We start from the raw sequence: 22466 nt of genomic DNA, 5'->3' as shown, positions 1-22466 counted from the left end.
GGACAGCCGTATCCGGCTCGGGGACAGCCGTTGCGGGGACAGCCGCGGTATGCGCGGCACACGCAGCCTCATCCGCCACACCTCGCCCGTGCCACATGCAGCTCGGGAGTGAGCACCTCCTTGGTCTTCGGCAGCACGACCCGGCCGTCGAAGTCACAGAGGTAGAAGTTGAACCAGGAGCCGTAGGACGCGGTCCGGGTCAACTTGTTGAGCTTGTTCGGCAGCCGCTTCAGCACGCCCTCCACGGTCTTCTCGTTGTCGTTCAGCGTTCCGGTGAGCTCGCCCAGCTCCTTGATGTCGTCCCGCAGCGGGGGCCGTGCCTCCTCGATCAGGCCCGAGGCGGCCTCGGTCAGGCGCCCGATGTTCACCAGCGAGTCGCCGATCGGCTTACGGTCCGCGGACAGTCCGGAGACAAGCCGCTGCAACTGCTTGAGCAGCGAGGAGAAGCGGGCGCCGCGCTTGTCCAGGGTCGTGAGCACCTCGTTGAGGTTGTCGATCACGGAGCCGATGAGCTTGTCGCGGTCGGCCAGGGTGGTGGTGAGCGACGCCGTGTGGGCCAGGAGGCTGTTGACCGTGCCGCCCTCGCCCTGCAGGGTCTTGATGATCTCGGCGGCGAGCTGGTTCACGTCCTTGGGGCTCAGCGCGGCGAACAGCGGCTTGAACCCGGCGAGCAGCGCGTTCAGATCGAGCGCGGGCTGGGTCCGGGACAGCGGGATCCGGCCCCCGGGCCGCAGCGGTGTGCTGCCGCCCGCGCCCTCGGTCAGCGCGATGTAGCGCTGCCCGACCAGGCTCCGGTAGCGGATGACGGCGCCGGTGCTGGTGAACAGCGGCCGGTCCTGGGTGACGGTGAAGGTGACCTCGGCTCGGGTCCGGTCCTTGATCCGGATGCCCTCGACCTCGCCGACCCGCACCCCGGCGACCCTGATGTCGTCGCCCTCCTCCAGGCTGGTGACATCGCTGAACACCGCGCGGTAGGTGTGCTGCGGGGTGAAGGAGATATTGACGATGGTGGCCGCGAGCAGCGCCGTCGCCACCACCGTCGCCACCGCGAACAGCAGGAACTTCACCAAAGGCACCGCGGTTTCCGTGGCTCGTCCCACCTTCATGCGACGCTCACCGCCGTTCCGCGCGCCATCGGGCCGAAGAGGAGCGTCGCGACTGGGGGCACCTGGTCCGCCGGCACCCCCATCACCGGGGCCACGAGGGAGCCGACGGCCCGCTGTTCGGCCTCGGTCGAGGACATCGTGGCCGCGCCGGACCGCCCACCGACCTTGTTGGGCTTCGTACCGTCGTTGAGCTGGTCGTCCCCGGCGGGCACCCGGGGATGGGGCAGCCCGCGGCAGTTGGGGCCCGAGCGGTCCGCGTAGCGCGGTTCCTCGCCGGGCTCGTACGCGGGCTGCGGGTGGACGAATTCGAGGGTGATACGCATCTTTCCGCCTCGATAGGTCTCTTCGGACGCCTTGTCCTGCCGCACCAGGCCCTCAAGCAGGCAGGGATACTCGGGCGCATAGCGGGCGAACAGCGCCAGCGTCGGGCGGGAGACCCGGCCGAGAGTGATCAGGCGCTCGCCGTTGTCGTCGAGGAACTCCTCGCCGGTGCCGGCCGCGGTGGCGGTCGCGGTGAGGGCGGCGGCCAGTTGGTCCTGCTTCTCCACGAGGGTGCGGCTGGTGGTGACGGAGTTCCGCAGGATCCTCATCAGGTCGGGCGCCGCGTCGGCGTACACCTCGGCGACGTCGGCGAAGCGCGCGATGTCCTCCTTCAGAGACGGCAGATGCGGGTTGAGGCGACGCAGATAGCGCTCGACGCGGGTGAGGTTGGCGCCGATCCGGTCGCCGCGTCCGTCGAGCGCGGTGGCGAACGCGGAGAGCGTCGCGTTGAGATCGGCGGGCCGCACGGTGCGAAGGAGCGGCAGCAGATCGTTCATCAGCTGCTGCACCTCGATGCCGACCGTGGTGCGGTCCTGCGTGACGACGTCACCCGCGCGGATGTGCCGGCCCGACGGCTTACGGGGCTCCACCAGCTCGACGTACTTCTCGCCGAACAGCGTCTTGGGCAGCAGCCGCGCGTGGACATCGGACGGGATCCGGGCGATGTGCTCCGGCTTCAGGGCGATGCCGAGGGTCGCCTTCTCACCGTCGGCCCGCACCTCGCGGACCTCGCCGACCAGGAGGCCGCGCAGCTTGACGTCGGCCCGCGGCTCCAGCTGGTTGCCCAGGGTGTCGGCCTGCAGCGTGATCCGTACGACGGAGGTGAACACCTGCTGGTACACGGCGACGGAAAGGGAGAGCAGCAGCGCGATGACCGCGATGAACACGATGCCGTACAGCCGCAGCTTGGCGCCGCGCGAAGCAGGAGAGATCGGAATCCTCATCTGTCCTACCCCGCTATTCGTACGGTCGTGACGGCGCCCCAGATCGCGAGGCTGAGGAAGAAGTCCAGGACGTTGATGGCGACGATGGAGGTACGCACCGCACGGCCGACCGCGACACCGACCCCGGCCGGACCGCCGCTCGCGTAGTAGCCGTAGTAGCAGTGCACCAGGATGATCACGACGGCGAAGACGATCACCTTGCCGAAGGACCAGAGCACGTCCACCGGTGGCAGGTACTGCTGGAAGTAGTGGTCGTAGGTGCCCGCGGACTGCCCGTAGTAGCCGGTGGTGATGGTGCGCGCGGCGAAGTACGAGGACAGCAGGCCGACCACATACAGCGGGATCACCGCAACGAAACCGGCGATCATCCGGGTGGTCACCAGGAACGGCAGCGAGGGGACGCCCATCACTTCAAGCGCGTCGGTCTCCTCGCTGATCCGCATCGCGCCCAGCTGCGCGGTGAACCCGGCCCCGACCGTCGCGGACAGGGCGAGGCCCGCCACCAGGGGAGCGATCTCCCGGGTGTTGAAGTACGCCGACAGGAACGCCACGAAGTTGGAGGTGCCCAACTGGTTGAGGGCGGTGTAGCCCTGCAGTCCGACCTCGGTGCCGGTGAAGAAGGACAGGAAGGCGATCACGCCGACCGTGCCGCCGATGACGGCGAGGGCGCCACGGCCGAAGCTCACCTCGGCGAGCAGGCGAAGGATCTCCTTCTTGTAGCGGCGCAGGGTGCGGCCTGTCCAGGCCAGGGATCGGCCGTAGAAGGCCAGTTGGCTGCCCAGCTCTTCGAGCGAGCGGAGCGGGCGGTCGCGAAGCCGCATCAACTACCCTCTCTGCGGGACGATTTGGAAGTACACGGCGGTCATCACGAAGTTCGTCACGAACAGCAACATGAAGGTGATGACCACGGCCTGGTTCACCGCGTCACCGACGCCCTTGGGACCGCCCTTGGCGGTGAGCCCCTTGTACGAGGCGACGATCGCGGCGATGGCTCCGAAGACCAGGGCCTTGAGCTCCGCCGCCCAGAGGTCGGACAGCTGGGCGAGGGTGGTGAATGAGGCCAGATAGGCGCCGGGAGTGCCGTTCTGCAGGACCACGTTGAAGAAGTAGCCGCCGGCCACCCCGACCACCGAGACCAGGCCGTTGAGCAGCACCGCGACGACCATCGACGCCAGGACCCTGGGCACGACAAGGCGGTGGATCGGGTCGATGCCGAGGACCTGCATCGCGTCGATTTCCTCGCGGATCTTGCGCGCCCCGAGATCCGCGCAGATCGCGGTGCCGCCCGCCCCCGCGATAAGGAGCGCGGTGACGATCGGCGAGGCCTCCCGAAGCACCGCGAGCACCGAGGCGGCGCCCGAGAACGACTGCGCGCCCAGCTGCCGGGTCAGACTGCCGATCTGCAATGCGATCACCGCCCCGAACGGGATGGAGACAAGCGCGGTGGGCAGGATCGTGACGCTCGCAATGAACCAGGACTGCTGGATGAACTCCCGTACCTGGAACGGGCGTCGCGGCAGCGTCCGCAGCACATCCAGGCTCATCGCGAAGAGGCTGCCCGAGTGCCGCAGCGCCCCCTTGGGTGACAGACTCATGCGCCGCTCACCTCTCACCCTCCTCGTACTCGGCGATCGCCTGCCAGCGGGGCGGGCGGTTGATTCCGGGCCCCGGTAGGAGCCGTGGGGTCATCTCGGCGACGCCCACGCTGTCGACCGCGCCGTCGTTGCCGAAGTGCACGGCCTCGCGCGCCATCGTGGCGGCGTCCTTCTCCTCGGCCATGCCGATCGGCCCCCGCATCCGGCCGTTCAGGAACTGCCGTACGACCGGCTCGTTGCTGGTCAGGAGCTTCTCGCGGGGGCCGAACATCACCAGTTCTCGGCGGAAGAGCAGCCCGATGTTGTCGGGGACCTGACGGGCCGAGGCGATGTCGTGCGTGACGATCAGGAAGGTCGCGTCGATCTGCGCGTTGAGGTCGACGATCAGCTGGTTGAGATAGGCCACACGTACCGGATCGAGGCCCGAGTCGGGCTCGTCGAAGAGAATGATCTCCGGATCGAGCACCAGTGCCCGCGCCAGACCGGCCCGTTTGCGCATCCCGCCGGATATCTCGCCGGGCAGCTTGTCCTCGGCGCCGATCAGACCGACCATGTCCATCTTCTCGAGCACGATCTTCCTGATCGCGCTCTCCTGCTTACGGGTGTGCTCGCGCAGCGGGAAGGCGATGTTGTCGTAGAGATTCATCGACCCGAACAGGGCGCCGTCCTGGAACAGCACGCCGAACAGCTTCCGTACCTCGTACAGGTCGTGCTCGCGGAGCTTGGTGATGTCCGTGCCCGCGATGCGGATCGACCCGCGCTCCGGCTTGAGCAGTCCGACGAGGCTCTTGAGGAAGACCGACTTGCCCGTGCCCGAGGGGCCCAGCATGACCGAGACCTCTCCGGCGGGCAGTTCCAGCGAGACGTTCTGCCAGATGACCTGGTCGCCGAAGGACTTGGTCAGCCCTTCCACGCAGATCTCGACACCCATCCGGTTCACCCTTCGCCGTGAGCAGCTCCGTCATCTGCTCTACGGGGAAGGGCGCCCCGTCCGTCGCGGAGAGACCGAAGTTTTTTACCGGGGCGTCATCGGGGTGTGTACCGGGGGTGTTCATCAGGGTGTTTATCGGGGTGTCTACGGGACATGTGTGACGCCGTCCCCGGACGTCCGGCGAGTCCGGTGCGGGAAGGGTGCGGGAAGGGCGTACGTCGACGGAACCGCAGGTCGCCACAGGCGCGACATCAGGGCACGATGCCGTCGCCGGGCAGCTTCGGGGCCGTTTTGGAGCTCTCCGGTGAACGTACGGAAGGGGCCGTCGCGGAGGGGGAGGGGGCGGCGGGGGCGGACGGGGCCGGGGGGACGGACACCTCTGGCGGCTTGAGCGGTATCTCGGGGACGTCCGGGTCGGGCACCGCGGTCAGTGTTTCCAGGATCGGGAGCGGCACCTCGGGCAGGGACGGCACCACGGGAAGCGGGCCGTCGGCCGGCGCCGTGCCGGGGTTGGTCGTCGACGCGGCCGGGCGGGAGCGGGCCGAGGGCGGCGCCCCGCTCCCCGGGTTCCGCGCGTCCCCGGCTCCATCGGAGACGGAGGGTGCGGGCCGGGCCGGGCCAGGCCGGTCCCCGTCGTGGACGTACGGCAGGACGAGTCCCGCCACGGCAAGGGTCGCCGCCGTCGCGGCCACGGTCACCAGCTGCGCGTTCCCGCCCGTACGCGGCCCTCCGCGCCCGCACAGCCACAGGGCGAGACCAAGGGTGGCGGCAAGCGCTGTGCGCAGCGTGCGCCGGGCCCTGGCGAGCAGCGACTCGGCCGTCCGGTAGCTCAGGCCCATCTCCTTGGCGACCTGACCGACGTCCAGGTCCTCGGACTTGAGCCGGATCGCCTCCGCCTGCCGCGCGGGCAGCTCCCCGCTCCGCGCGGCCAGCCACCGCGCCTCCGCCTGGTCGCACACCGTCTCGTCGACCGGCATCGGGCACGGCGCAACCAGTTTGGGGCTGCTGCGCACCTCGGCCTCGCGGCTGACCTGCCGGTACCGGTCGACACACAGCCGTATGGTCACGGTCGTCAGCCAGGCGCCGAGCCGCTCGTCGTCGAGCTGCGGATGCTCGGCGGCGCGCAGCATCGCCTCGTGTACGGCGTCCTCGGCGTCCTCGGCGCTCATGGACCTGCGGCGGGCCACCCGCAGCAGTTCCTCGCGGTGACTCCACGCGCGCTGCCACCAGTCGAGGTCCGCCCTGTCGGCCCTCCCACCCGAATGCGCAGGGTGCATGTCCGTCGCCATGAGGGCTCCTTCGCGCTCACCCGTCGGTCCTGTTCCACCGGCGAGAACGCGACATTACCGTTCGGTATCCGGCGTTGTGGAGGGGGAAGCGCTCATCGAGTCCGTACCGTTGCTGGTCGGCCGACCGGCGCCTACGCACGCTTACGTGTCAGAGGCTTGCCGGCGACCTCCGCTCGCCGCTGTCTCGGCGACGTCACGACCAGGTACTGGCCGCGTGATGTGTACGAGGCGTGTACGGCAACAGCGAAGGCCCTTCCGCGCCATTGCACGAAAGGGCCTCTGAGCTGCGACTTCGCAGTGGGCACAGACGGATTTGAACCGCCGACATCTGCTTTGTAAGTTCGATCGGATGCCCGGGACGGAGAACCAGCCTCAGGACGATGCGGTCGGGCCGGTCCTCCGCTGGTTGCTGGCATCCGCCGCCGTTGATGTCAGCGATGGATGTCAGACAGCTTCTGATCCGTAGCTCTACAGAGATCGGTCGTTGACGGTCACACCGGCTGTCGAGTGGTCCGGAAGGGGCGCTGCTGGACAGGGGCGGTTGCTGTGGTTGCTGTACTTCGCTGCTGTACCGCAGTCGTTCTGCCCTCCCCTCCAGCCTCCACCTCGCCACCCACCCCTACCCCAGCTCCCATCCCGTCTGCCTTCGACCCACACGCCAGTGGAGCGGGCTTGCCCCCTGGTGTCCAGGTGGAGCGCGCCACTGTACGAACGACGTTGAGCGTCCTTTCACGGCCCAGAGACGGCCCGGAGGGCGCTCCAATGCACGTCACCTCCGTCCATCCAGGTCCGGCTGGAGTCACGGCTCATTCGAGGAGTTCTCCGTGGCCGTGCAGGTCGGCTTGCCACTGTGCCCGTCGTTGACCGCTGGGTACCGCCCTAGGTGTCATTCCGGGCCGTGTGGCGTCTCGCGGCGACTTCCCGGTCCCCTCGGACACGCGCATCGGACCCACAATGCCCAATACCGCTCTTTTCTCCCCCATACATTCCGGCTATGACACAGGATCAGCAGCAGTACGAGTCTTCGAGCGGTAGGCCGGGGGACTGTGAGGCCCGGTACGCCCGGCTCAAGCGGCGGCTGTGGGCGGTGACCACGGCCGTGGTGGTCGCCGGCGCCGTGGTCGTCGGCGTCACGGCGATCGCCTCGGCTCACGACGGGTCCCCCACCGCCCGCGTGGCCGCGAGGAGCGTCGACTCTGACAAGGCCAACGTCCCCGGTGAGCAGGTCTACGGCAACCTGCAGCGCCACCATGTGCTTGGTCCGGTCGATTACTCCGGCGGCCCGACCCCGCCCGTGGGCGGCCCGCATCATCCGACCTGGCAGAACGCCAACGGCGACGTCTACGACCGGCCGCTGCGCAACGAACACGCGGTGCACTCCCTGGAGCACGGCGTCGTGTGGGTGACATACGCGGAGAACGCACCGCGGAGTGTCGTGAACGCGTTCAGGAAAAAGGTCGAGGGCGTGCCCTATCGGATGATGAGTCCGGTCCCCGGCCAGGGCGCGCCGGTCAAGCTGACCGCCTGGGGCCACCAGCTGGCCGTCACCTCTGCCGACGACCCGCGGGTGGACCAATTCTTCGACGCGTACGTACAGGGGCCGCAGGCACCCGAGCCGGAAGGGCCCGTCACCGGCGGCAGGGCGACCCCATGAGCAAGGCCCTAAGACGTCATGCGTGTGGGGCGGGTACGCCCCACACGCACGCGACTGACGCTATGAGTTGGCTGCCGGCCACTCCTGTTCGAGGACCGATGCTGCGACGGCGTATCAAGCTTGCCGGTTTTCAAGACCGGTCTGCCTACGGTCCTAGCGCGCCCTGAACTCGGCAGACGAGCCGCGTCACCCTCATCACCGGCCTTTCTGCCCAGAGGTTGGCCACGATGGCCCGCGTAGGCACCACAACCCCCTCAATGCGAACTACCGGCCACAAGGTCGCTGAGAACAGCTGAAGATGGAGCCCTAACAATCCTCGCATTTATGGAGCTAACGGCAAGCTGACGCGACGTTGTGAGGTCGGCTCCGCGGGTTTGGCCGGTGTCCTGCCCGGTTTGGGGTCGAGCATGATCAGGGGGCCGTACGCTTGCCAGCAACTCGGGCAGGCTTGTCCCCTGCCCGCAATGTGTCCGAGTGGCCCCCTGGTCTTGCTCGACGCGGGACCCGAACCGGGGAGGTGGGTAAAGCCGTGGAGCCGACCGCCCCGGGTGCCGGCCGGTTCTCTCTCATGCACTCGTGCCTACCTGTGGGCGGGCGTCGGCGTAGGCCGCGCGGAGCGGGCCGCAGGCAGGAGCGTCGCGCGAGCCGAAGCCGGAAGCCCGCCCGGCGGAGCGGAGCGCAGCCGGGTGCTTGATGAGGTAGAGAAACCCGTAACAGGTCCCCTATGCGATGAGCTTCCGCTACGCGATCGCCGTACGCTCCGCCAACTCGGCCAATGCCTTGGGAACTCGGGGGCTGGAGAGCTGAACCAACTCCCGAATCACATCTCGGGCGAGGTGGCGGGAATGGATCTGCTCCGGTGTCAGCTGTTCAGCTTCGAGGAGAGCGGCTACAGCTTCACCGACGTGTCGCCGCTGCGCGTGAGCTCGCGCCACGTCAAGCAGAAAACGCGCTTGACGCTCCGAGGACAGTCGACCCGCGTCGACGTCACTCGCTACATCCAACGCCATCCCTGCATCGCCAAGATCCACAGCGGTGCTCACCGCGTGAATCTCCACGTTCGTCGGGCCGAATTCCGTATCAAAGTCATTTCGATCTTCCCCGAGACGTGCAGCAAGGGTTCTTGCTCGATCGATGTGCTGATGGGTCTCCGCTCGCTTCCCCTCACGAGCATTGATCACAGCCAGAACCAGGTTCATCGCCCCCAGCAGGGAGAGCTCCTCTGGAGGGCAGTCGGGCGATTCGGCGCGTGGAGTCAGTACATCGACGGCCGACTTTGCCGCTTGTTCGGCCTGCTCTGTGTGCTGCTGCCGAAGGAATGCATGAGCCATCCGGAAGAGACTCGCAACAACTTCGAGCGGCTGGCCGGCCAACTCCGCTGCTTGGAGTGCTCGATCTGCTGCGACCCATGCTGCATCAGGTTCGCCTTGGCGTACAAAGCTTGCCGCTGCCACCTGGTAGGCGCGTGCCCTTAGCGCGTGGAGCACGGTGCGGTCAGCTGCGGGAACACGTCGCACAGCAGTCTCGATCTGGGGCAACAAGGCAGCCAGACGATCACTCAGCGCTGCGTAACTCGATGCGTGTGCGAGCTCCCATGCCTCATCCACTTGCGCTTGCAAAGCACTCAACTCGATATCTGTCGTGACCTCGCGCGCATCGAAAAGGGCCCCAAGTGCAGGGTGCCCCGTGAGCGCTACTCGCAGCCCGTCGAGGTCGTTGCTCTCGACTTGGTGCGGCTGCTCCGGCTCCTCTGGCTCTGCGGCATCCGGGCGTACATCGCGCACAGCTACACCGAGTGCGTCGGCCAGTGCTTGCAGAACAGACAGTCGCTCAACCGGTTGGACGCCGCGTTCCACCTGGGACACCCAACTTTCAGAGCGGCCCATGGCGGCTGCGAGATCAAGTTCGGCCGCTCCAAGGTCTACGACCTGATCCGCTCCAAGCGCCTCGTCTCCATCACCGAGGGCCGCTCCCGGCGCATCCCGGAAAACGCGCTGCATGACTACATCCGCAACCGGATCGAGGAGGCCGCCTGATGACACAGCAGCGCAAGCGCAACCCCAACGGGGCCGGCACTATCACCAAGCGCAAAGACGGCCGCTACCAGGCCGCCGTCTACGTCCTCCAGCCCGACGGCACCCGCGCCCGCAAGTTCGCCTACGGCAAGACCTGGGCCGAGTGCGACACCAAGCGCCGTGAACTCCTCGCCAAGGTCGACAGCGGCGTCCCCGTCCCCACCCGCTCTGCCAAGCTCTCCGAGTGGCTGCCGTACTGGCTGGAGAACATCATCTGGCCGCGTCGCAAGCGCACGACGTACGCGAAATACGAGATCCATGTGCGGCTCTACCTGGTGCCAATGCTCGGGACGAAACGTCTCGAATCGCTCACTGTCGGCGACGTGCGGCGATTCCTACGGCAGATGGAACAGAAGAAGTCGGCCGCCACTGCCAAGGAGTCTCACCGGGTGCTCCGCACTGCACTCATGGCAGCCTGCCGGGAAGAGCTGATCACTCGGAACGTCGCCACGCTCGTCGAGCCACCGTCGCCGGAGTCCCGCGATCTCTCCCCCTGGTCGCTGGACGAGACGCTGACGTTCCTCTCGGCCTCCCGACGCGATCCGCTGTATGCGGCCTTCGTGCTAGCCATCGCGCTCGGCTTCCGCCGGGGTGAGATCGTCGGTCTCCACTGGGCAGACGTGGATCTTGATAGGCGGGAGATCCGGGTACGGAAACAGCGGCAGCGGGTTGGCGGCGAAGCGTACGACGATGATCCCAAGGGCCGTCGGCGTCGTCAGACTCTGCCGCTGCCGGCCATCTGCCTCGCGCCTCTCCGGTGGCAGCGCATGAGGCAGGCCAGCATGCGGGAGCGTGCCGGGGAGGACTGGGCAGAGACGGGGTACGTTTTCACGACTCGCACGGGCCGGCCGATCGAGCCGCGGAACCTGTACCGGTCGTTCACTCGCGTCGCGAAGAACGCGGATCTGCGGGTGATCCGCTTGCACGATGCGCCATGGCTGCGCCACCCTGCTCACCGCGGCGGGAGTGGCTCCCCGCGTCGTCATGGAGATCTTGGGACACAGCCAGATCGCGATCACGATGAACACGTACACTCACGTCGTTCAGGACACACAGCGTGAGGCCGTGAGCCACATGGATCGGCTCCTGAAGCGGCGACCCGCCTCCGGCTGATCACTGTCGTTGATGTCATTTCCGGATGTCAAAGACCCCCTACCATGATCGATAGGGGGTCTTTTGGCTGGTGGGCACAGACGGATTTGAACCGCCGACATCTGCTTTGTAAGATCACATGAGCTGCCATGTGAGTCTTGCAGAGTCCTACCGAGGTGCCCCGAGTGCAGGTTAGGACGGGCGCGAGTCAGCGAATCGCGGTTTCACCGAGCCTCGGTGAGAGCCACCGAGGGGGTTTTGTGGACTCGATGTGGACTCCAGCCCCGCCCCAGGTCACGAGACTGCCCTCAGGTGACGGCCGTTACTCAGTGCCTCGCGCGCGTTCTGCACCGCCTTCTCGCCGCGGTGCGTGTATAGCCACGTCACTTTGCCTCCGCGCTCGTGGCCGAGGACGTACTGCACATCGACCTCGGACATGCCTGCCTCGTGGAGTCGCGAGGCGTATCGGTCGCGGTAGTCGGAGACCCTGGGCCACCACTCCTTGCGTCCGGTCTCCGGGTTTTTGACCATGCGCGCGATCCCGGCCTGCTGAATGGCGGTAATCCAGACCCGGCGAAAGTTGTTCCTGCTCAGGACCCCGTCTACGGTCACCTTCTTGCCGTTGATCATCTTGGTGGTGGCAGCGCGCGGCCCACGAAGGATCAGTTCCTCTGGGTGCATACCGGAGTCGACGGCTGTCTGGGTCTCCGCCGGGTTAAGCCGTTCGATCATGGTTAGAGCCGCGTTCTTCGCCTTGGGGGTGAGGGGCACTGTACGGAAGCCGGCCGACGTCTTCGGAACTCCCTGGCGTCGGAGGGTGCCGCGGTCGTCAATGACCACTTCCCTGACCTTGATGACGTCCTCCTCCAGGTCGAGGTAGAGCCGGCGAAGGCCGGTGAACTCCCCCCACCTCAGGCCGGTTTCCTCGGCGAAGTCGGCAATGGGCTGGTACCAGACCGGCAGAGCCGCGCGCACCAGCTCGTACTGCTCCGTGGTGGGCGGCCTCAGGTCGTCCGGGTGCTTCACCGGCGGGCTCGCGGTCTTGGTGACGTTGTCGGCCGGGTTGAACGGGATGCGCTGGTCTCGGACGGCGTCCCGGAGCATCATGTTGAGCAGCTCGAGTACCTTCGTCTGCGTGGCGTAGCCCTTGAGGTCCCGGGATACCCATGCCTGGATGTCGAGGTAGGTGAGGGCGTTGAGCTTGTACTGCCCCCACTTGGGCTGGATGTGGACGGTCCACGAGCTGAGCTTGCGGTTCCTCGTAGTGATGCGCTGAGGCTCGTGGGCGGGCCACCATAGAGCCCACCATGCTTCAAGGGTGATCTCGCCGCGTTTCGGGTCGTTGTACGTGCGGCGCCGCACGCGGGTGCGGACCTCGTCGAGGAAGTCCTCGGCTTCGCCCTTCTTGTCGAAGTTCTTCGCCGTCTGCCGGCCAGCCGGGTCGCGGTATCGGGCCTGCCACGAGCCGATGCAGTCGCGCCGGCGCTTGCGCTCGGGGTACTTGGGTGGCGGGTACTCCTCCATGCACAGGCTGCACCCGCAGCTCTTGCTGCGGATCTGCCGGGGGTTGTTGGTCGCTCTACGCCCCATGGTGCCCTGCCTCCTCCGTGGGCTGCGCGAGGAACTGCACGGCGTCCTTGTACGACGGGAGGCTCTTCCTGCGCTGCCTGCCGTCAGTGCTGCGGTAGCGCACGCGCCACATGCCCTGGCACTCGTCATGAGGCGGCCGGGGGCCGTAGAGGGATGGGGGGTAGTCGATGAGGCAGTCCCAGCAGCCGCAGGCTCGGCTGGGGATCTGTACGGGGGTGTTCTTAGCCGCCAAGGCGGATCACTTCTCCGTCTCTTCGATGGTTGGGTACGCGGGGCAGCGTTCGTATCGGTGTCCCGCAGCGGCATCGTGCCCGAATTCGGGTCTAGGGGTGGCGAGTTTGAGGCAGGACGGCCTTCGTGGTGTCGGAGCGCGAAGGCGGGCGGGAGAGTGTCCTGGAGAGTGATTGCGTCGCAGGCTGGATCCCATGATCGCCGTGGTGCGTCGTTTTGACTGGCGCGGTTGCTTCTCCCTCCACGCGGCGAGGGCGATCTCTCCGCGCTTCGGTCGTCATCCTCTGGCGGACGCGGGTGCGGAGTCCAGGATGTCTTCGGCTTCGCCCTTCGCCGCCTGCTTGCTGGACGGGTCGCGGTATCGGGCCTGCCATGAGCCGATGCAGTCGCGCCGGCGCTTGCGCTCGGGGTACTTGAGTGGCGGGTACTCCTCCATGTACAGGCTGCGCCCGCAGCTCTTGCCGCGGATCTGCCGTGAGTTGATCGCTCTACGCGTCAAGGATGATCACCTCGTCTCCTCCTCGCTGCTCGGGTGCAGGGGGCACCAGCACAACGGGAGCCCCACACCAGCAGAGTGCACCGAAGTCTGGCTGAGGGATGGCGAGTTCCGTGAGGACGGCCCGTACAGCTCGGAGAACGAGGGGTTCAGAGAGCCCGTCCGGGACCGTGATCACGCCGTTATCAGCATCCCACGGAGTCTCGCGCGAGCGGACGGACGCGTACCGGACGCGTATGCACATGCTGAACTCCCCCGTGGCAGCAGAGAACAGGTTCGAGTGCAGCCGTGGGGGAGGGCAGCGGCGAACAGCTGACCGGGCCGACAGCCCCTGACCGTAACTTCCGGAGCACGGAATGTGAAGTGAAACGATCTAAGTTAGGTGGCCCTGACCTGCTGCGATTCAATGTATCGGGCAGCTGGCCGCCAGCCGGACTGAGACGATCTTCGCAGGTCGCAGCTTCGCGCTGCGGACCGCAAAGGTTTGCGCCGCCCGCCGGTCACACGGTGCCTAGAGCGCGGACCGCATGGGTTCGCCAGGGTGATGGTCGAGGCAGGGACCACGGAGGCGGGATGTGAGCATCCGCGGCAGCGTAAGGAAGAAGTTTGGGCAGAACCGGTGCGCGTGCGCTGGTACCGCGCGGGTGTGGTGCCCACGTGGCGTGTGAAGTGTCGGTTTAGGTGGGCTTGGTCGTGGAATCCCACGATTGCAGCGACCTCGGAGGGCCGGTGGCCGTCGAGAAGAAGTCGACGTGCCCGATCGATGCGCTTGCCCGTGAGGTAGCTGTGTGGCGGCAGGCCGTGTGTCTGCTTGAAGCAGCGGATCAGGTGTGTGGGGTGGGCGTGCAGGATGGCAGCGGCCTCGCGCAGGGATATACCCGCGTGTATCCGTGAGTCCAGTAGTTCCCGCAGTTCGGTGGCGAGCCGGCTTGCCTCGCGTCCCGGTGCGCGGGGCTGGAGCGCGTCGAGGTGGGAGTGGAGCCGTTCACGGATGAACGAGAGGCGGGACTCGGCTTCGAATCCGTCTTCGGCGTGTACGAGAGCGGCGTGCAGTTGGTGGATCCGATGGCGCAGCAGCCCGTCGGTGACAACCGGAGAGTCCACTGCACGGCCGGCCAAGCGCTCGGGTAGTACGGAGTCGTCGAGGTAGAGGACGCGTTTGCGGAAGCCTGACACTGTGACGGTTCGACCGTCGTGGGGGACGCCGGGAGGTAGTAGGAGGACGCTGGCGGTGCCCGTCGCCTGATGGCGGCGGCGGTCGAGTGCGAAGTCGACCGATCCGTCGTCGAGGATCATCAGGTCCCACGTGTCGTGGGTGTGGGCCGGATACGCGTGATCGGTGAAGCGTGCGTGGAAGACCTCGGCGATCCCTGGGACTGATGGCCTCCAGGCGCTGATGGACGTGCGGGATTGGTCTCCGGTCATGTCAGGAACGTACAAGACCGGCGGAGTCCGAACGCGGCAGGCTCGTGATGCTGGCCGGAGGGGGCTGAGGAGTCTCGCTTCCAGTTGACCGGCTCTGAGGAAGGATGCTGGATGCCCAAGTCCGTCGTTCCTGGCAACCCGGCCGACAGGCTGTGGAAGTTCACTTCCCGGCACTCTCCTTGCGGCGGTTGACGCCCCACGGGGGCGAACCCATGCGGTCGCAGCACTAGTTGCGGTTCGCCTCGTTCAGGGCGCGCATCTGGGTCTCGGTGATCTCCTGCTGCTCTCGCGTGAGGCCGCGGTACAGCTCAAGGATTCGCTGTTCGGCGTCCGGGCTGAGGGGGCCTGGAGCCTTGCGGCCGGCGGCGGCGAAGATCCTTTGTTCGGTGAACTTGGGAAAGGCTGCCGCGAGGGCGCGGAGCTTGTCCGGGTTGGGGCCGCGGCTGGTCCCGCGCTTGCGGTTCGTCCAGGCGTTCACCGTGGCTGGGGCGACGCCGATGGCGCGCGCGATCTCGCTCTCGTTGACGTCGTATTCCGACTTCAGGTGAGCGAGCAGCTGCGCGAGGTCTTCGGGGCGCTCCTCGTTCGTCACGTTGGCAAGGATGCCCGGTGGTCTTCTACTTTTACAAGCGAAAGTAGAAGCATGGCGCGGAGGCGGTGCGCCCCCTGTGATCCTTGGTGCGCCTGTGTGTCGGGGTGTGCTGCGGCGGGCACGCTAAAACTCAGCCAGCCTGTGTTGACCTCGCTGACACTGACACTGTAGAAATGTGTCAACGGCGGAACCACTAGCCGATCCAGACATCACTCGGCGCGAGGTCCATATGACCAAGCTGTATCGCAAGGGCAATGGCCAGCCGCTCAGGGATGCGATGCGAGCCAACGGGGTGTCCGGCCCCGAGCTTGCCGAGCGGACCAAGCGGCTCGACTCGGTAGGGCGCGGGGTTAGCCCGGCGACGATCGGTCGTCTCGCCGGCCGAGGGGGGACGGCGCGAGATGCCTGCCGACTCGCGACGGCGTGGCTCGTCGCTGAAGCGCTCGACTGGCCCATTCATCGCCTCTTCGGCCTCGGCGCGCCTTCGGTTTCAACTGACACGGTAGAAAGGTGTGAATCCTATGGCGACGAAGACTCTTACTGAGCGCGCCACGGTCCTTGCCCCGCTCGGCCTCGAACCACTCCTGACCCAGGCCCAGTTGGAGGCGTTCTACGGCGTCTCCGACTGGACGGTGAACCAGTGGGTGCTCCGCGGCTGCCCTGTCGAGAAGACGCCGTTCCGCGGGCGCCGCTTCGACCTGGCCCGCGTGAAGGAGTGGGTCATCGAGGACGCCGAGCGCACCGCCGCTACGGCCTGAACACCGAATTCGGGGCTGCCCGGACCGTGCCGGGTCCGAACAGCCCCACTCACCAGGCAACACCTCAACCACTGCGAATCGAGGCCCGCCTTGCCACGCAACTTTAGCCCCCAGTCCACCACCAGTACGGCGCTGCCGGTCCCCGTAGGAGGCGCCCGATGAGCGCCGTCCTCCTGGCCGCCATGATCGCGTGCTTCACGCTGCTGCCCGCGTCCCTCGTCGCCTACCGCAACGCGACTGTCTCCCCCGAGGAGAAGCACGACCCCGCCGACTGCCGCCACTGTGCGGCCCTGCGGCATCCCTCGCATCGCGAGGCCCGTTCCATGCTCGCGCGCTTCCCCCGCCAGGGAGGTGCCCGGTGAAGAGCCGTTCCACCTTCAGAGCCCGGCCCAACCACCCTGCCGCCGCGACCGCGGCCCGCGCCCGGCGCGGCCAGTGGGTGCTCGCCGTGGTCTACCCGAACCGGGCCAGCGCGCAGAGCGCTGTGCGCCGCATTCCGCACGCGGACCGTATCCCCTCCTATGAGCCTGCCGGGTCGTTCGAGGCGTACGAGGCGCAGCACGAGGATGGCACGGCCGTCTGGGTGCGCTACGTCGGTGGCGACGGGCCCGCCCCGGCCCCGATGCCGGAAACGGTCAGCTACCGGGTGGCGAACCGCGGGTCGGGCGGGGACTACGTCGGGGTGTGGGTCACGACCGTGATGATCGCGGCGGTCTGCCCGGTCTGTGGTGGACCGCGCGGTGAGGCGGTGCCGTACCGGTTCTGCGAAGACGGTGAGTGGTACAGCGTCGACCGCTGGAGCAACCCCTGCGGCCACGTCGACACGTACGCCGCCGTCCTGGCCGAGCACCGCGCCCGGCAGCAGGACATCGAGGAGAAGGACCAAGAGGACGCCACTCGGGCCGTCACTGGCCCGGCAGATGCCGGCGAGTACACCGACACCGTGCGGCTGCTGAACGAAGGCGCCGCCAACGTGCGTGGGCTGCACGCCAAGCAGGCCGTGACATGGCTCGCTCGCAACGGACATGAGGAGGCCGCGCGCCGCATCCAGGAGGAGCTGACCGCCCGCCATGGCCACATGTCCGCGCGGCAGGCGGCAGTGTTCCTGACCGAGCTGGCCGCCGACCGAGCCGCCTGCGCCGCATGCGAGGACGGCCGGATCAACTACCAGGCCCGTGACGGCGAGTATGTCAGCCTCCGGTGCCCCAACTGCCGCCGGGATGTGGTCTCCCTTGCGTGACCTCCCGCGCGATCAGCGGCCCATCGACGACGTGGCATGGCTCCGCGTCGCCTCCAACGAAGAGTCGGACCGGTACTGCGCCGTGCTCAATCAGGCCATGGCCGACATCGACGACGGCGCCGACCTCGCCACCGCGCCCTGGTCGGCCGCCGACCCCGTCCGCCTCGCTGCCGAGATCGAAGCCCTGGCTGGCGCCCGCCGCCTCAACACCTTCCGGAAGGACCCCAAGTGACCACTGCAACCTATTGTGTTGAGCAGTCGGGGGCGCCGACCGCCCGCCTGCTGCTGCCCTCCTCCGCCACCCGCGAGGAGTGGTCTGCGATCCGCCGGGCCGGGGTCGGCGGCTCGGACGTCGCGGCGATTCTCGGTCTGGACAAGTACCGCGGGCCCCGTCACGTCTTCGAGGCCAAGCACGGCCGCCAGGACGACGTGACGAGCGAGGCCGCCGAGATCGGTACGGAGATCGAGGACTTCATCGCGCGCATGTTCTCGAAGAGGTCGGGCGTCCCGATCGCGGCATCGCCCGGCACCCTCGTGCACAACGAGCGCTCGTGGATGCTCGCCAACGTCGACCGGTACGCGCTCGACGACGCTGGTGCGGTCACCGGGCCGGTGGAGTGCAAGAACCGCAGCGAGTACCAGGCGTCGGACTGGGAGGACGGCGTCCCGGACTCCCCGGCGATCCAGTGCCACTGGTACATGGCCGTCGGCGGCTGGGACGTCGGCTACGTTGCTGCGCTCGTCGGCGGCAACAAGCTGCGCTGGCACCGCATCGAGCGGGACGAGGAGATGATCGGCTGGCTCGTCGAGACGTGCGGCCGGTGGTACCAGCGGCACATCGTTGAGGGCCTGCCCCCGGCCGCCGACGGTCTGGAGGCCACCACCGAGCTGCTGGCCAAGCTGTGGTCGGTCAAGCCCGAGGCCATCGCCGAGATCGACCTCGCGACGGCGAAGGCGTTGCGCGCCCGCCGCGCGGACCTCAAGGCCCAGGTGAAGGCCCTCGCCGACGAGCTGCGGACCGTCGAGAACGAGATGCGGGCCTTGACCGGCAAGAACGAGATCGCCAGGGCCGACGGCAGGCCGGCGTGGACCTGGAAGGCCAACGGCGTCTTCGCGGCGAAGAGGTTCCGTGAGGCGGAGCCGGAGCTGGCCGCCGCGTACACGCACCTGGTCCCCGCGATCGACACCGACCGGCTCAAGGCCGACCACCCCGAGACGTACGCCGCTTACCGCGCCCGTGTGCTGAACGTGCCCGAGAAGGGAGTGTGACCGTGACGAGCACGTTGAAAGACCGCGTCCGCGCGGCCACCGAAGAGGCCCGGCACCCGGCGAAGCTCCCGACGGCACGCCCCGCCGAGACCGTCGACGGCAGCACAGCCGAGGAACTGCACGCCGCTGAGCGGCAGGACGGCGGCGAGACCACCGACGCCGTCCTGTCCTGGCTGGAGCGGTACGGCGAGCACTTCACGAAGGCCCTGCCTTCCCACGTCGATCAGGGCGCGTTCTTCGCGGCCGTGCGGGCGGTCCTGCCCGGCCTGGTCCGCTGCACCCCCGCGAGCCTGCTCCAGGCGCTGCTGACGTGCGCCCGGTTCGGACTCGTGCCGGACGGACGCCACGCGGTCATCCGACGCGAGGGCAAGCTCGCGGTGTTCGTGCCGATGTACCAGGGCTACGTCGAGCTGATGTACCGCTCCGGGCGGGTCGGCAGCGTGCACGTCGGGATGATCCATGCCGGAGACGAGTGGAACTACGAGCCCACCGCCCCTCCCCCGCTCGACTTCACGCACAAGCCCGCGCTGGAGCTGACCCGCGAGCAGCGCGGGAAGCCGATCCTCGCGTACGCGTTCTGCTGGATGACCGGCGGCGCCCGCTCCCAGGTCGTCATCCTGACGCGCCAGGACGCCGAGGAGATCCGCGACGAGTACAGCCAGGCGTACCAGCGGGCCAAGGCCGAAGGCCGGGAGGACACCTTCTGGCACACCCACTTCGACGACATGTGGAAGAAGTCGGCGCTGCGGCGGCTGCACAAGGTGGTGCCCATGTCGGCCGAGCTGGTGCAGCTCGGGAAGGCCGACGATGCCGGTGACGCCGGGCAGACGCAGGTCCTCCACACACCGGACGAGGACGCGAGGCTCCTCGCCGACGCCACCGCGGCGCACAAGGCGGCTGAGGGCTCTCAGGAGTCCCGGCAGGTCGCCACGCTGCCGAGGAAGCGGATGCAGCCCAAGCGCGCCAGTCGCAAGTCCCGTCGAGGGGGGAAGGGGCGCCGCCGGTGACCTGGCATCGCCGCTCCCTGGTGGGGTTCGACCTGGAGACGACTGGGGTGGATCCCGAGTCGGACCGGATCGTGACGGCCGCCGTCGTCCGCTACGGCGGCGGCCGGCCCAACGAGATGCGTACCTGGATCGCGGATCCCGGGGTGGACATCCCCGCGGCTGCGATGGCGGTGCACGGTTACACGACCGAGGCGGCCCGCGCTGCGGGCCGCCCGGCCGGGGCCGTGGTCGCCGAGATCATGTCGGCGCTTGTTGAGCTGGTCGACGAGGGCCTGCCGCTGGTCGTGATGAACGCGGCGTTCGACCTGACGATGCTGGAGGCCGAGGCCGCCCGGTACGGGGTGAAGTCGCTGTTCGCCGCGTCGGTGCCAAGGGTGCTGGACCCGCGCGTGCTGGACAAGCACGTCGACCGGTACCGGAGGGGCGGCCGGCGCCTTGAAGACCTGTGCGGCCACTACGTGGTGCCGCTGGGCGCGGCACACGACTGTGGCGCGGACGCGGTCGCCGCCTGCGGTGTCGTCTGGAAGATCGCGAACCGGCACCGGTGGCTGGCGCAGACGCCGCTCGATGAGCTGCACGAGCAGCAGGTGTGTTGGGCGGCTGAGCAGCAGGCCGGGCTGCGCGACTACTTCGCTCGGACGCCTGGCAAGGAGGCGCTGGCCTCCGGGGTGCGCACCGAGTGGCCTCTGATTCCCGCCCAGCGAGAGGACGGTACCCCGTGATGAGCCGTAGATCGCGTCGCGCTGCTGAACGCCAGAAGGCCGCTGATCTCGCCGCCGCCCGCGTGGAGTTGACGCGCCTGCGCGCCGAGCTCGACGGCGCCCGGGAGGAGCTGGCCGTCGGCCAGCACGTGGACACCGTCGCCGGCCAGAGCGTGGACACCGCCGGACTACAGCGGGAGAACTCGGAGTTGCGGCGTCGCCTGGAGCTGTCCGAGCGGGCACGCGCAAGCCTCGATATCCAGATCAGGCAGTTGCAGCGCTCCCACGACTTCATGTGTCGGGAGGCCGTCGACCGGGCTGGGACGCTCGCCCCGGTTCCGAAGGCGGGTGAGCCGCAGTGAACGCCCCGTTCGTCATGGGCTCGGTGCTGGCGTGCGGTGCCGGGCTCGTGTCGGCGGCCTGCCTGTGGCCGTCGCGGGGCTGGCACCCCGCGACCGGTCCAGCACTCGCCCCGGCAGCCGACTCGCTCCCCGCCGGTCTCGTCGCGGTGACCGTGCCGACTGCCGTCGACGAGAACCCGGAAACGGAGCTCACCCTGGACGCCGACCTCACCACCCTCTTTGCGGCCGGGGAGATCGACGCCACCGACTTCGACCTCTGTCCGCGCGAGCAGCGCATCCGTCCGCACGCCATTCGTGCGGACGGGTCACGGCGCTGCTGGGAATGCGGTCACGAAACGGCAGGTGACCAGTGACCACCGAGACTTTCGGCCCGAAGTGCGTCCGGACTGCTAACGGCCCGTGCGTGGTCGCCTTCGACCTGTCCCTTGCTGGGACCGGGATCGCCTACCGGGACGGCTCTACGGCCACGGTGAAGACGCAGGCGAAGGACGGAGACCGCCGCCTCCTGCAGATCGCTGAGGCCGCCCGCCTCGCGGTCGGTGGTGAACACCTCGGGCTCGGCCCGGCGCCGGACCTCGTGGTCCTGGAGGACATCCCGCAGAACAGCTTTGCAGCGAAGGCAGTCAGCATGGTGCACGGGGTCGTCCGCGCCGTGCTGATCGAGGTCGGCGTCCCGTACGCCCTCGTGACGGCCGCGACGCTCAAGGCGTATGCGACCGGCAAGGGATCCGGCGACAAGGTCCCTATGGCGATGGCCGCGTACAAGCGCGCGGGCCGGGAGTTCCCTGATGACAACCAGTGCGATGCCTGGTGGCTCTGGTGCGCCGGGCTGGACCAGCTCGGCGCACCGCCCGTCGATCTCCCCAAGGTTCAGCGGGACCGGCTCGCCAAGGTGACGTGGCCGGAGGTAGCCCGGTGATCCCTGTGGGAGCAACGTGGTACCGCGGAATCGACCTGGTTGCCGTTGAGCGGGTCATCCACGGTGCCCCGCCACTGCCGGAGCTCACAGAGGAGGAACAGCGGCACGCCGCCCTGGAGAGGACCGCGACCGGCCTCTCAGTCGCGGTCATCGCTGACCGGCTCATCGCGGCACGCACCGTCGTCCGCTGGCGGCAAGAGGGCGGGGTGGCTGATGGACGTCCTTGAGGCATTCCTCGTCTTTGGCTCTCTCGCCTTCCCCGTGATCGAGACCTTCCCCGTGTGGGCGCCGGTGGTTCTCGCCGTGCTTGCGTTCCTCGCGTGGTGGGAGCTCCGGCCGTCCGGCCGCCACCGGGGACGACGGAAGCCACTCTGGAAAGTCGTCCGGGCCGGCGTCCGGACAACCCCGGATAACCCCCCGGCGCCTTCCGGTGAGACGGCCCTGAACTGCGCGGACACGTCTCCGGACATGACCACGGACAACCGTCCGGACCCCCCCGGACACGACGGAGCAGGAGCACTCTGATGCCTCGTCCGAGCCGATACGCACCCGACAATCTCCCGCGGCCCGAGCACTGGGCCCGGCACGCCGCATGCCGCGGCGCGGAGGAGCCTGACGTCTTCTTCCCGGACGGCGACGTGGGCCTGGTCCTCCTCCTCACCGAGGAAGCCAAGGCCTACTGCCGGCGCTGCCCTGTGCGCTCGAACTGCCTGACCACCGCCCTCAATCGCAGGGAGCCCTTGGGGATCTGGGGCGGCCTCGACACGGACGAGCGGCGTGCCCTGGTGCGCCTGGCTCGCGAGCGCGCCGAAGCGGCAGAGCGAGAGGAGGAGCAGGCCGATGCCCGCGCGTCCGCGGCGTAGCCCCCG

The 22466-nt window shown here is 68.2% G+C and carries 28 protein-coding genes and 3 pseudogenes; 18 read left to right on the top strand and 13 right to left on the bottom strand.

Translation table 11 applies throughout. The annotated features are described in order from the left end of the window. Nucleotides 1-68 precede the first annotated feature (68 nt). The 6 genes from K9S39_RS31100 to K9S39_RS31075 form a co-directional block, all read right to left on the bottom strand. Nucleotides 69-1106, bottom strand: a complete 1038-nt coding sequence (locus K9S39_RS31100; RefSeq protein WP_248866658.1) for an MCE family protein — start codon at nt 1104-1106, stop codon at nt 69-71. Continuing rightward, nucleotides 1103-2371 carry an MCE family protein gene (locus K9S39_RS31095; protein ID WP_248866657.1) on the bottom strand — a complete coding sequence of 423 codons (1269 nt, stop codon included), beginning with the start codon at nt 2369-2371 and terminating at the stop codon, nt 1103-1105. The genes K9S39_RS31100 and K9S39_RS31095 overlap by 4 nt, the downstream gene beginning before the upstream one ends. Before the next feature lie 5 nt (nt 2372-2376). Then, a complete protein-coding gene (locus tag K9S39_RS31090; RefSeq protein ID WP_248866656.1) occupies nt 2377-3192 on the bottom strand; it encodes an MlaE family ABC transporter permease in 816 nt (271 codons plus the stop codon). 3 nt (nt 3193-3195) lie between these two features. Continuing rightward, nucleotides 3196-3966, bottom strand: a complete 771-nt coding sequence (locus K9S39_RS31085; RefSeq protein ID WP_248866655.1) for an MlaE family ABC transporter permease — start codon at nt 3964-3966, stop codon at nt 3196-3198. A 7-nt stretch (nt 3967-3973) separates the two neighbouring features. Further along, a complete protein-coding gene (locus tag K9S39_RS31080) occupies nt 3974-4897 on the bottom strand; it encodes an ABC transporter ATP-binding protein (RefSeq protein ID WP_248866654.1) in 924 nt (307 codons plus the stop codon). A gap of 251 nt (nt 4898-5148) precedes the next feature. After that, complete coding sequence (locus tag K9S39_RS31075; RefSeq protein WP_248866653.1) at nt 5149-6186, bottom strand: sigma-70 family RNA polymerase sigma factor; 1038 nt, start codon at nt 6184-6186, stop codon at nt 5149-5151. Between the two features lie 994 nt (nt 6187-7180). On the opposite strand from K9S39_RS31075, the gene K9S39_RS31070 reads away from it, so the two are divergent. Next, nucleotides 7181-7840 carry a DUF3105 domain-containing protein gene (locus K9S39_RS31070; protein WP_248866652.1) on the top strand — a complete coding sequence of 220 codons (660 nt, stop codon included), beginning with the start codon at nt 7181-7183 and terminating at the stop codon, nt 7838-7840. An 845-nt stretch (nt 7841-8685) separates the two neighbouring features. After that, complete coding sequence (locus tag K9S39_RS31065; RefSeq protein ID WP_248869247.1) at nt 8686-9315, top strand: hypothetical protein; 630 nt, start codon at nt 8686-8688, stop codon at nt 9313-9315. A gap of 360 nt (nt 9316-9675) precedes the next feature. Here K9S39_RS31065 and K9S39_RS31060 read toward each other — a convergent pair. Further along, nucleotides 9676-9726, bottom strand: a pseudogene (locus K9S39_RS31060) (hypothetical protein); the annotation flags it as partial. Nucleotides 9727-9738: 12 nt separating this feature from the next. Between K9S39_RS31060 and K9S39_RS31055 the strand changes: the two are divergent. Continuing rightward, entirely contained in the window at nt 9739-9876 is a 138-nt protein-coding gene (locus K9S39_RS31055) for a helix-turn-helix domain-containing protein (protein ID WP_248869035.1), read from the top strand. Further along, nucleotides 9876-11028: pseudogene (locus K9S39_RS31050) on the top strand (tyrosine-type recombinase/integrase). The gene K9S39_RS31055 and the pseudogene K9S39_RS31050 overlap by 1 nt, the downstream one beginning before the upstream one ends. 273 nt (nt 11029-11301) lie before the next feature. Here the strand turns inward: K9S39_RS31050 and K9S39_RS31045 are convergent. From K9S39_RS31045 to K9S39_RS42515, 4 genes are all read right to left on the bottom strand, one after another. Continuing rightward, on the bottom strand, nt 11302-12597 hold the full coding sequence (locus tag K9S39_RS31045) for a tyrosine-type recombinase/integrase (RefSeq protein WP_248866651.1): 1296 nt from the start codon (nt 12595-12597) through the stop codon (nt 11302-11304). Beyond that, nucleotides 12587-12829 (bottom strand): hypothetical protein, encoded by a 243-nt coding sequence (locus K9S39_RS31040; protein ID WP_248866650.1) that lies wholly within the window; start codon nt 12827-12829, stop codon nt 12587-12589. Before K9S39_RS31040 ends, K9S39_RS31045 begins: the two co-directional genes overlap by 11 nt. Before the next feature lie 276 nt (nt 12830-13105). Further along, nucleotides 13106-13327 carry a hypothetical protein gene (locus tag K9S39_RS31035; RefSeq protein ID WP_248866649.1) on the bottom strand — a complete coding sequence of 74 codons (222 nt, stop codon included), beginning with the start codon at nt 13325-13327 and terminating at the stop codon, nt 13106-13108. 375 nt (nt 13328-13702) lie between these two features. Then, nucleotides 13703-14122, bottom strand: coding sequence for a helix-turn-helix domain-containing protein (locus tag K9S39_RS42515; protein ID WP_319949650.1), 420 nt, complete (start codon nt 14120-14122; stop codon nt 13703-13705). Between K9S39_RS42515 and K9S39_RS42510 the strand changes: the two genes are divergently transcribed. Further along, nucleotides 14054-14218, top strand: coding sequence for a hypothetical protein (locus K9S39_RS42510; protein ID WP_319949656.1), 165 nt, complete (start codon nt 14054-14056; stop codon nt 14216-14218). The genes K9S39_RS42515 and K9S39_RS42510 overlap by 69 nt on opposite strands. Before the next feature lie 81 nt (nt 14219-14299). Further along, nucleotides 14300-14455: a hypothetical protein gene (locus tag K9S39_RS42505; RefSeq protein ID WP_319949655.1), complete on the top strand. Its 156-nt coding sequence runs from the start codon at nt 14300-14302 to the stop codon at nt 14453-14455. Here K9S39_RS42505 and K9S39_RS42500 read toward each other — a convergent pair. Continuing rightward, nucleotides 14384-14749, bottom strand: a pseudogene (locus K9S39_RS42500) (AraC family ligand binding domain-containing protein); the annotation flags it as partial. The gene K9S39_RS42505 and the pseudogene K9S39_RS42500 sit on opposite strands and share 72 nt — an antisense overlap. 226 nt (nt 14750-14975) lie before the next feature. After that, the gene (locus tag K9S39_RS31025) at nt 14976-15341 is read right to left on the bottom strand and encodes a helix-turn-helix domain-containing protein (RefSeq protein WP_248866648.1); all 366 of its coding nucleotides are present in this window, start codon (nt 15339-15341) and stop codon (nt 14976-14978) included. A gap of 229 nt (nt 15342-15570) precedes the next feature. Between K9S39_RS31025 and K9S39_RS31020 the strand changes: the two genes are divergently transcribed. The 12 genes from K9S39_RS31020 to K9S39_RS30965 all read left to right on the top strand — a co-directional run bounded on the left by K9S39_RS31020 (nt 15571) and on the right by K9S39_RS30965 (nt 22460). After that, nucleotides 15571-15885: an XRE family transcriptional regulator gene (locus K9S39_RS31020; protein ID WP_248866647.1), complete on the top strand. Its 315-nt coding sequence runs from the start codon at nt 15571-15573 to the stop codon at nt 15883-15885. Next, complete coding sequence (locus K9S39_RS31015; protein ID WP_248866646.1) at nt 15863-16099, top strand: terminase small subunit; 237 nt, start codon at nt 15863-15865, stop codon at nt 16097-16099. Before K9S39_RS31020 ends, K9S39_RS31015 begins: the two co-directional genes overlap by 23 nt. A gap of 158 nt (nt 16100-16257) precedes the next feature. Beyond that, the gene (locus K9S39_RS31010) at nt 16258-16461 is read left to right on the top strand and encodes a hypothetical protein (RefSeq protein ID WP_248866645.1); all 204 of its coding nucleotides are present in this window, start codon (nt 16258-16260) and stop codon (nt 16459-16461) included. Then, nucleotides 16458-17339: a hypothetical protein gene (locus K9S39_RS31005; RefSeq protein WP_248866644.1), complete on the top strand. Its 882-nt coding sequence runs from the start codon at nt 16458-16460 to the stop codon at nt 17337-17339. The genes K9S39_RS31010 and K9S39_RS31005 overlap by 4 nt, the downstream gene beginning before the upstream one ends. After that, nucleotides 17332-17571 (top strand): hypothetical protein, encoded by a 240-nt coding sequence (locus K9S39_RS31000; protein WP_248866643.1) that lies wholly within the window; start codon nt 17332-17334, stop codon nt 17569-17571. The genes K9S39_RS31005 and K9S39_RS31000 overlap by 8 nt, the downstream gene beginning before the upstream one ends. Beyond that, a complete protein-coding gene (locus tag K9S39_RS30995) occupies nt 17568-18608 on the top strand; it encodes a YqaJ viral recombinase family nuclease (RefSeq protein ID WP_248866642.1) in 1041 nt (346 codons plus the stop codon). Before K9S39_RS31000 ends, K9S39_RS30995 begins: the two co-directional genes overlap by 4 nt. Nucleotides 18609-18610: 2 nt before the next feature. Beyond that, entirely contained in the window at nt 18611-19615 is a 1005-nt protein-coding gene (locus tag K9S39_RS30990; protein WP_248866641.1) for a recombinase RecT, read from the top strand. Then, on the top strand, nt 19612-20337 hold the full coding sequence (locus K9S39_RS30985; RefSeq protein WP_248866640.1) for an exonuclease domain-containing protein: 726 nt from the start codon (nt 19612-19614) through the stop codon (nt 20335-20337). The genes K9S39_RS30990 and K9S39_RS30985 overlap by 4 nt, the downstream gene beginning before the upstream one ends. Next, nucleotides 20337-20678, top strand: coding sequence for a hypothetical protein (locus K9S39_RS30980; protein WP_248866639.1), 342 nt, complete (start codon nt 20337-20339; stop codon nt 20676-20678). Before K9S39_RS30985 ends, K9S39_RS30980 begins: the two co-directional genes overlap by 1 nt. Continuing rightward, on the top strand, nt 20675-21031 hold the full coding sequence (locus tag K9S39_RS30975) for a hypothetical protein (protein ID WP_248866638.1): 357 nt from the start codon (nt 20675-20677) through the stop codon (nt 21029-21031). Before K9S39_RS30980 ends, K9S39_RS30975 begins: the two co-directional genes overlap by 4 nt. Further along, nucleotides 21028-21597, top strand: a complete 570-nt coding sequence (locus K9S39_RS30970) for a Holliday junction endonuclease (RefSeq protein WP_248866637.1) — start codon at nt 21028-21030, stop codon at nt 21595-21597. Before K9S39_RS30975 ends, K9S39_RS30970 begins: the two co-directional genes overlap by 4 nt. A 524-nt stretch (nt 21598-22121) precedes the next feature. Next, on the top strand, nt 22122-22460 hold the full coding sequence (locus K9S39_RS30965; RefSeq protein ID WP_248866636.1) for a WhiB family transcriptional regulator: 339 nt from the start codon (nt 22122-22124) through the stop codon (nt 22458-22460). Nucleotides 22461-22466: the final 6 nt, after the last annotated feature.

This window comes from Streptomyces halobius, from assembly GCF_023277745.1.
In the GTDB taxonomy this organism is placed as follows: domain Bacteria; phylum Actinomycetota; class Actinomycetes; order Streptomycetales; family Streptomycetaceae; genus Streptomyces; species Streptomyces halobius.
The sequence above is the reverse complement of the archived record's forward strand: the minus strand, read 5'-3'. Positions and strand labels throughout refer to the sequence as shown.

Coding starts and splice junctions, on each gene's coding strand:
- K9S39_RS31100 (WP_248866658.1), bottom strand. CDS start 1,106: ATGAAGGTGGGACGAGCCACGGAAACCGCGGTGCCTTTGGTGAAGTTC.
- K9S39_RS31095 (WP_248866657.1), bottom strand. CDS start 2,371: ATGAGGATTCCGATCTCTCCTGCTTCGCGCGGCGCCAAGCTGCGGCTG.
- K9S39_RS31090 (WP_248866656.1), bottom strand. CDS start 3,192: ATGCGGCTTCGCGACCGCCCGCTCCGCTCGCTCGAAGAGCTGGGCAGC.
- K9S39_RS31085 (WP_248866655.1), bottom strand. CDS start 3,966: ATGAGTCTGTCACCCAAGGGGGCGCTGCGGCACTCGGGCAGCCTCTTC.
- K9S39_RS31080 (WP_248866654.1), bottom strand. CDS start 4,897: ATGGGTGTCGAGATCTGCGTGGAAGGGCTGACCAAGTCCTTCGGCGAC.
- K9S39_RS31075 (WP_248866653.1), bottom strand. CDS start 6,186: ATGGCGACGGACATGCACCCTGCGCATTCGGGTGGGAGGGCCGACAGG.
- K9S39_RS31070 (WP_248866652.1), top strand. CDS start 7,181: ATGACACAGGATCAGCAGCAGTACGAGTCTTCGAGCGGTAGGCCGGGG.
- K9S39_RS31065 (WP_248869247.1), top strand. CDS start 8,686: ATGGATCTGCTCCGGTGTCAGCTGTTCAGCTTCGAGGAGAGCGGCTAC.
- K9S39_RS31045 (WP_248866651.1), bottom strand. CDS start 12,597: ATGGGGCGTAGAGCGACCAACAACCCCCGGCAGATCCGCAGCAAGAGC.
- K9S39_RS31020 (WP_248866647.1), top strand. CDS start 15,571: ATGACCAAGCTGTATCGCAAGGGCAATGGCCAGCCGCTCAGGGATGCG.
- K9S39_RS31015 (WP_248866646.1), top strand. CDS start 15,863: ATGGCGACGAAGACTCTTACTGAGCGCGCCACGGTCCTTGCCCCGCTC.
- K9S39_RS31010 (WP_248866645.1), top strand. CDS start 16,258: ATGAGCGCCGTCCTCCTGGCCGCCATGATCGCGTGCTTCACGCTGCTG.
- K9S39_RS30980 (WP_248866639.1), top strand. CDS start 20,337: ATGAGCCGTAGATCGCGTCGCGCTGCTGAACGCCAGAAGGCCGCTGAT.
- K9S39_RS30965 (WP_248866636.1), top strand. CDS start 22,122: ATGCCTCGTCCGAGCCGATACGCACCCGACAATCTCCCGCGGCCCGAG.